At 68.6% G+C, this 6000-nt stretch carries 5 protein-coding genes; all 5 read left to right on the plus strand.

The window, feature by feature from the left end; all coding sequences use genetic code 11:
- The first annotated feature begins 91 nt into the window (after positions 1 to 91).
- The 5 genes from A5727_RS22105 to A5727_RS22125 all read left to right on the plus strand — a co-directional run bounded on the left by A5727_RS22105 (position 92) and on the right by A5727_RS22125 (position 5796).
- A complete protein-coding gene (locus A5727_RS22105) occupies positions 92 to 1639 on the plus strand; it encodes a carboxylesterase/lipase family protein (RefSeq protein ID WP_068255115.1) in 1548 nt (515 codons plus the stop codon).
- 106 nt (positions 1640 to 1745) lie between these two features.
- A complete protein-coding gene (locus tag A5727_RS22110; protein WP_068255117.1) occupies positions 1746 to 2666 on the plus strand; it encodes a sterol desaturase family protein in 921 nt (306 codons plus the stop codon).
- Positions 2667 to 2710: 44 nt separating this feature from the next.
- Positions 2711 to 3193, plus strand: coding sequence for a cation:proton antiporter regulatory subunit (locus tag A5727_RS22115; RefSeq protein WP_068255120.1), 483 nt, complete (start codon positions 2711 to 2713; stop codon positions 3191 to 3193).
- A 4-nt stretch (positions 3194 to 3197) separates the two neighbouring features.
- Entirely contained in the window at positions 3198 to 4379 is a 1182-nt protein-coding gene (locus A5727_RS22120; protein ID WP_068255123.1) for a cation:proton antiporter, read from the plus strand.
- Between the two features lies 1 nt (position 4380).
- Positions 4381 to 5796, plus strand: coding sequence for an NAD(P)/FAD-dependent oxidoreductase (locus A5727_RS22125; RefSeq protein ID WP_068255127.1), 1416 nt, complete (start codon positions 4381 to 4383; stop codon positions 5794 to 5796).
- The last annotated feature ends 204 nt before the right edge of the window (positions 5797 to 6000 follow it).

The following is a 6000-nucleotide window of genomic DNA, read 5'->3' on the forward strand; positions in this document are numbered from 1 at the left end:
AGGATAAGTGGCCAGATGACCAATTTCCGGCCGGGGTGCCGCGAGTAACCTGGCCGGAGCACTGTGCCGCAGACAGGAACGGAGAACCCAGATGACCGGGGCGGCTCCTCCCACACCCAGACGGCCCGTCGTCGAGACGGCGTCTGGTCCAGTCCGCGGGGTCGACGACGGCGTGGTCGCATCCTGGAAGGGCATCCGATATGCCGCACCGCCGGTGGGGGACCTGCGTTGGCGGGCGCCCGTGCGGCCCGAACCGTGGCCAGAGATTGTGGAGGCGACGGCCTACGGATCGGTCTGCCCGCAACCCGACAGCCCGATCCCGCTCGGTCCCGGCACACGCGCCTCCGAGGACTGCCTGTTCCTCAACGTCTGGAGCCCGTCGCAGGCGCTGGGCGATCAGCAGGGCCGGCCGGTCATGGTGTGGGTGCACGGCGGCGCCTACATCTTCGGCGCGGCCAGCCAACCCCTCTACGACGGCCGGGCCCTGGCGGGCGAGGACGTCGTCGTCGTCACCCTCAACTACCGGATGGGTGCGCTGGGATTCCTGGAACTCGGCGGTCTCGGCGGTGACGGCGAGTTCGACACCAACGTCGGCATCCGCGATGTGCTGCTGGCCCTGGAGTGGGTCCGCGACAACATCGCGCGGTTCGGCGGCGACCCAGGGCAGGTGACACTGTTCGGCGAGTCGGCCGGCGCCGGGATCGTGACCACGCTGCTGACCTGTCCGGCCGCGGCCGGCCTGTTCCACCGCGCGATCGCGCAGAGTTCGCCCGCCACCTCGGCCTACGACAGCGAGCGCGCCCGCAGCACCGCGCTCCTGCTGCTGGATCGGGTGGGCGTCTCGGTCGACGAGGCGCGGGCGCTGCCCGTCGAGGCGCTGGTGGAGGCGTCGATGCAGGTGTTCGACGAGGTGCCGTCCACCAAACCGGGCATATTGGCGTTCGCGCCGATCGTCGACGGTGACCTGGTGCCGGATTACCCGGTGAAACTGGCCCGGGACGGTCGATCGCTGCCCGTGCCCCTGATCATCGGAACCAATCGGGACGAGGCCTCGCTGTTCCGCTGGATGAAGTCGCCGTTGATGCCGATCGCGCCGAAGACCATCCGTGCGATGTTCGAGGAGATCGCGGCCGAGCAGCCCGAACTGGCGATTCCCTCGGAGGCGCAGATCGGATCGGCCTACTCGGGTATTCGGACCCGGGTGCGCGGCATGCACGTCGCACGAGACGTGGGCTTCCGGATGCCGACGTTGTGGTTCGCCGACGGCCACAGTGCGGTCGCGCCGGTCTACGTGTATCGGTTCGACTGGTCGACGCCGATGCTCAAACTGCTGCGGCTCGGCGCCGCGCACGCCACGGAACTGCCCTACGTGTGGGGCAATCTCGTGATGGGGCCCAAGGACATCACCTTCAAACTCGGCGGCCGGGGGATCGGTGCGGCGATCTCGGCGCGGATGCGGGCCCGCTGGGCGAACTTCGCTCGAGGGGGCGAGCCCGTCGGACCGGCGGGGGAGCCGTGGCCGCGGTACACCACGAACGAACACTGGGGTCTGGTCATCGACCGGCACGATCATGCGGTTGATGACCCGGATCGCGCCATCCGCGCCGCGTGGGGCGACGAGGTGCTGAGTTTCCGATGACCGCGGGCGTGAGCAGACCCCGACCGGCGTGACGCCGCCCGCCGGGGTGCGATTGCTGTCTCTGCTCGCCGGGGCGCGGATTCGTGCGCGGCTAGACTGAACGCCCATGCAGGACCTCCTGGCGGCGCTGCCACCCCAGATGCGCGACCCCGTGTTCTTCGCGGTGCCGTTCTTCCTTCTGCTGCTGACCATCGAGTGGACGGCAGCCCGCAAACTCGAGACCCTCGAGGATCAAGCTGGCGAGGACGGTCAGCATCCCGCCGGTGGGTACCACACGCGGGACGCGTGGACGAGCCTGTCGATGGGGTTGGTGTCCGTGGTCACCACCGCGGGCTGGAAGTTCCTTGCGCTGCTCGGGTACGCCGCGCTCTACGCCTATGTCGCACCGTGGCATCTCTCGCCGTCGAAGTGGTACACGTGGGTCATCGCGATCGTGGGCATCGATCTGCTGTGGTACCTCTACCACCGGATCGCGCACCGGGTTCGGCTGGTCTGGGCGACCCACCAGGCGCATCACTCGAGCCAGTACTTCAACTTCGCCACGGCGCTGCGGCAGAAGTGGAACAACAGCGGCGAGATCCTGATGTGGGCACCGTTGCCGCTCTTGGGCGTTCCGCCGTGGATGGTGTTCTTCGCGTTCTCGCTCAACCTGATCTATCAGTTCTGGGTGCACACCGAGCGGATCGACAAGCTCTGGCGGCCCTTCGAGTTCGTGTTCAACACGCCGTCGCATCACCGCGTGCACCACGGCATGGACCCGGAGTACCTGGACAAGAACTACGGCGGCATCCTGATCATCTGGGACCGGATGTTCGGCACCTTCCAGCCCGAGATCTTCCGCCCGCACTACGGGCTGACGAAACCGGTGGGGACGTTCAACATCTGGCGACTGCAGACCCACGAGTATGTGGCGATCGGCCGTGACGTGCGCGCGGCGCGCGGACTGCGGAACAGATTGGGCTACATCTTCGGCCCACCCGGATGGGCGCCGCGCGGCAGCGACGTGCCCGCGGGGGTCTTCGGATAGTCAAAGCGGGCCGCGGCGACGCCCCAGCGGGGAACACTGACCCCATGGACGTCAAAGAGGTGCTGCTGCCCGGGGTGGGCCTGCGCTACGAGTTCGACAACGCCGACGGCGATCGAATCGGTGTGGTGGCGAAACGCACCGGCGACTTCGAGGTGGTCCTCTACACCGCCGAGGATCTCGATGTCGCGCACCCGCTGTTCCGGCTGACCAACGACGAGGCCGAGGCGCTGGCACAGATCCTGGGCGCACCCCGGATCGCCGAACGGTTCGCCGACCTGACCCGTGAGGTGCCCGGTCTGCGCGCGGGGCAGGCCGTGGTGCGCCCCGGCAGTCCGTTCGTCGATCGCCCCCTCGGCGACACCGGGGCCAGGACGCGGACCGGCGCGTCGATCGTCGCGATCGTGCGCGACGACGAGGTGTTGCCCTCGCCGGGACCCCAGGAGGTGCTGCGCAGCGGCGATGTCCTCATCGTGATCGGCACCGACGACGGCATCGCCAGCGTCGAAGAGATCCTCGACAAAGGTTGAGGCCGTGCACGTCTCGGTGGCCCTGCTGCTCCAACTCGGGCTGATCCTCGTCGTGCTCACGCTGTTGGGCACGCTGGCCCGGCGTTTCGGGCTGTCACCGATTCCGCTCTACCTCATCGCCGGCCTCGCGCTCGGCGAGGGGGGCTTCGCCGTTCCCGCGGCGGCCGACTTCATCTCCACCGGCGCGAGCATCGGCGTCGTTCTCCTGCTGCTGACCCTGGGTCTGGAGTTCTCGATCGCGGAATTCGCCGCCAGCCTGCGCCGGCACCTGCCGTCGGCATGGGTGGATCTGCTGCTCAACGCGATCCCGGGTGCCGTCGCGGGGTGGCTGCTGGGACTGAACGTGGTCGGCATACTGGCGATGGCGGGCATCACCTACATCTCGTCCTCGGGGGTGGTGTCGAGGCTGCTGAGCGACCTGCGACGGCTCGGTAACCGAGAGACCCCCTCGGTGCTGTCGGTGTTGGTGCTCGAGGACTTCGCGATGGCGGCCTACCTGCCGCTGTTGACCGTCCTGGCCGCTGGAGGCACCTGGCTGCAGGCGGTGCTCGGGATGGCGATCGCGATGACGGCCTTGATCGCCGCGTTCACGGTGTCCTACCGCTGGGGGCATCACGTGGGGCGCATGGTGTCCCACCCGGATTCGGAACTGCTGCTGTTGCGGATCCTGGGACTGACGCTGATCGTGGCCGCGCTCGCGGAGTGGGTGCACGCCTCGGCCGCGGTCGGCGCCTTCCTGGTGGGCCTGACCCTGACGGGCGAGACCGCCAAGCGGGCCCGCGACCTGCTGTCGCCGCTGCGGGACCTCTTCGCCGCGGTGTTCTTCCTGGCGATCGGACTGTCGGTGGACGCGGCCCACCTGCTGCCGATGCTGCCGGTCGCGATCGTGCTCGCTGTGGTGACGGGCGCGACGAAGGTGATGACCGGGATGTCTGCCGCACGGCGCGACGGTGTCGGCAGACACGGCCAGTGGCGGGCGGGCACGGTTCTGATCGTGCGGGGTGAGTTCTCACTGGTGATCATCGGGTTGGTCGGCGAGGCCATCGAGGTGGTGGAGTCGGTCGCGACGGCCTATGTCTTCGTGCTCGCGGTCGCCGGTCCGCTGCTGACCAAGCTCGCCGGAGGCGTGACCGCCGCCTCGGCCCGATTCCCGACTCGCCGCGAGCCGGGGCCGTACGCTGCCTGACGTGGAAACCGTCTTCGACCGTCCCGTCGACCCGCAGTTGATCGACCGTGCCCTCGCCGACTCCGCCTTCGGTTCGATGTGGCTGGACGGGTTGGGCGATGCCCGGCCCGACTTCCCGGCACTGGCCGGCCCGGTGAGCTGCGATCTGCTCGTGGTGGGGGGTGGGTACACCGGGCTGTGGACCGCACTGCACGCGGCGCAGCGCAACCCGTCGGCCCGTGTGGTTCTGCTCGAGGCCGAGCGGGTGGGTTGGGCCGCGTCGGGCCGCAACGGCGGATTCGTCGACGCCAGCCTGACCCACGGGGCGGAGAACGGACGGTCCCGCTGGCCCGAGGAACTGGACCGCCTCGATGAACTCGGCCTGGAGAACCTCGACGGTATGCAGGAGGAGATCGCGCGACTCGGCCTGGACGTCGAGTGGGAGCGAAGCGGGATGTTGACCGTGGCCACCGAGCCGCATCAGGTGGAGTGGCTCGCCGAGGCCGCGGCCGACGGAGGAGGGGAGTTCCTGGACCGGGACGCGGTTCGGGCTCAGGTGAATTCGCCCACCTATCTGGCGGGGCTGTTCGATGCCAAGACCTGCGCGATCGTCAACCCGGCGAAGTTGGCGGTCGAATTGGCGCGCGCCTGCGCCGAGGCCGGCGTACGCATCCACGAGCATTCACCGGTGACGGGTCTGGCCCGGGCGGGATCGGAGGTGCGGGCCCAGACCGGTGGGGGCGCGGTGATCGCCAGGCGCGTGGTGCTGGCCACCAACGTGTTTCCGAGCCTGCTTCGCCGCAACCGGTTCCACACGGTGCCCGTCTACGACTATGTGCTGGCCACCGAACCCCTGTCGCCGGCTCAGATGGCGTCGATCGGCTGGGCCGGCCGGCAGGGTGTGGGCGACAGCGCCAACCAGTTCCATTACTACCGGCTCTCGGCGGACAACCGCATCGTGTGGGGTGGGTACGACGCGATCTACCACTTCGGCCGGCGGGTCGATCCGTCCTATGAGCATCGGCCGGAGACGTATCGGCGCCTCGCGGCACATTTCTTCCTGACGTTCCCTCAGCTGACGGACGTCCGCTTCACGCACAAGTGGGCCGGGGCCATCGACACCAACACGCGGTTCTGCGCGCACTGGGGCACGGCATACAAGGGCGCGGTCGCCTACGTCAACGGCTTCACCGGACTCGGTGTCGCGGCGGCCCGATTCGCGGCCGACGTCTGCCTTGATCTCGTCGAGCACAAAAGGACGGCCCGAACCGAACTGGACATGGTGCGCAGCAAGCCTCTTCCGTTCCCGCCCGAGCCGTTCGCGAGCGTGGGTATCCAGGCGACACGGTGGTCCCTCGATCGCGCTGACCACCAGGGCGGGCGGCGCAATGTCCTTCTTCGAACCCTCGACCGACTCGGGCTCGGGTTCGATTCCTGAGCGGCATCGATCACGGTGACCCCAACCCTTCCGCAGCAAACAACACATGAGTAGGCTCGGCGTTGCCGAAGGGCCGGTCGACAGACCGTGACCGATCGGCGCAGGACTGGCCCCGCCCGCGGGGTCAGGGACACCTTCTAAGAAAGAGGTTGATCGTGGGAGACACGCTCACCGAAGGACAGAAGCTCGAGAAGGGGGGTGTGC

Origin of the sequence: Mycobacterium sp. ACS4331 (assembly GCF_001667265.1) — a bacterium.
GTDB lineage: Bacteria > Actinomycetota > Actinomycetes > Mycobacteriales > Mycobacteriaceae > Mycobacterium.

Coding starts and splice junctions, on each gene's coding strand:
- A5727_RS22105 (WP_068255115.1), top strand. CDS start 92: ATGACCGGGGCGGCTCCTCCCACACCCAGACGGCCCGTCGTCGAGACG.
- A5727_RS22110 (WP_068255117.1), top strand. CDS start 1,746: ATGCAGGACCTCCTGGCGGCGCTGCCACCCCAGATGCGCGACCCCGTG.
- A5727_RS22115 (WP_068255120.1), top strand. CDS start 2,711: ATGGACGTCAAAGAGGTGCTGCTGCCCGGGGTGGGCCTGCGCTACGAG.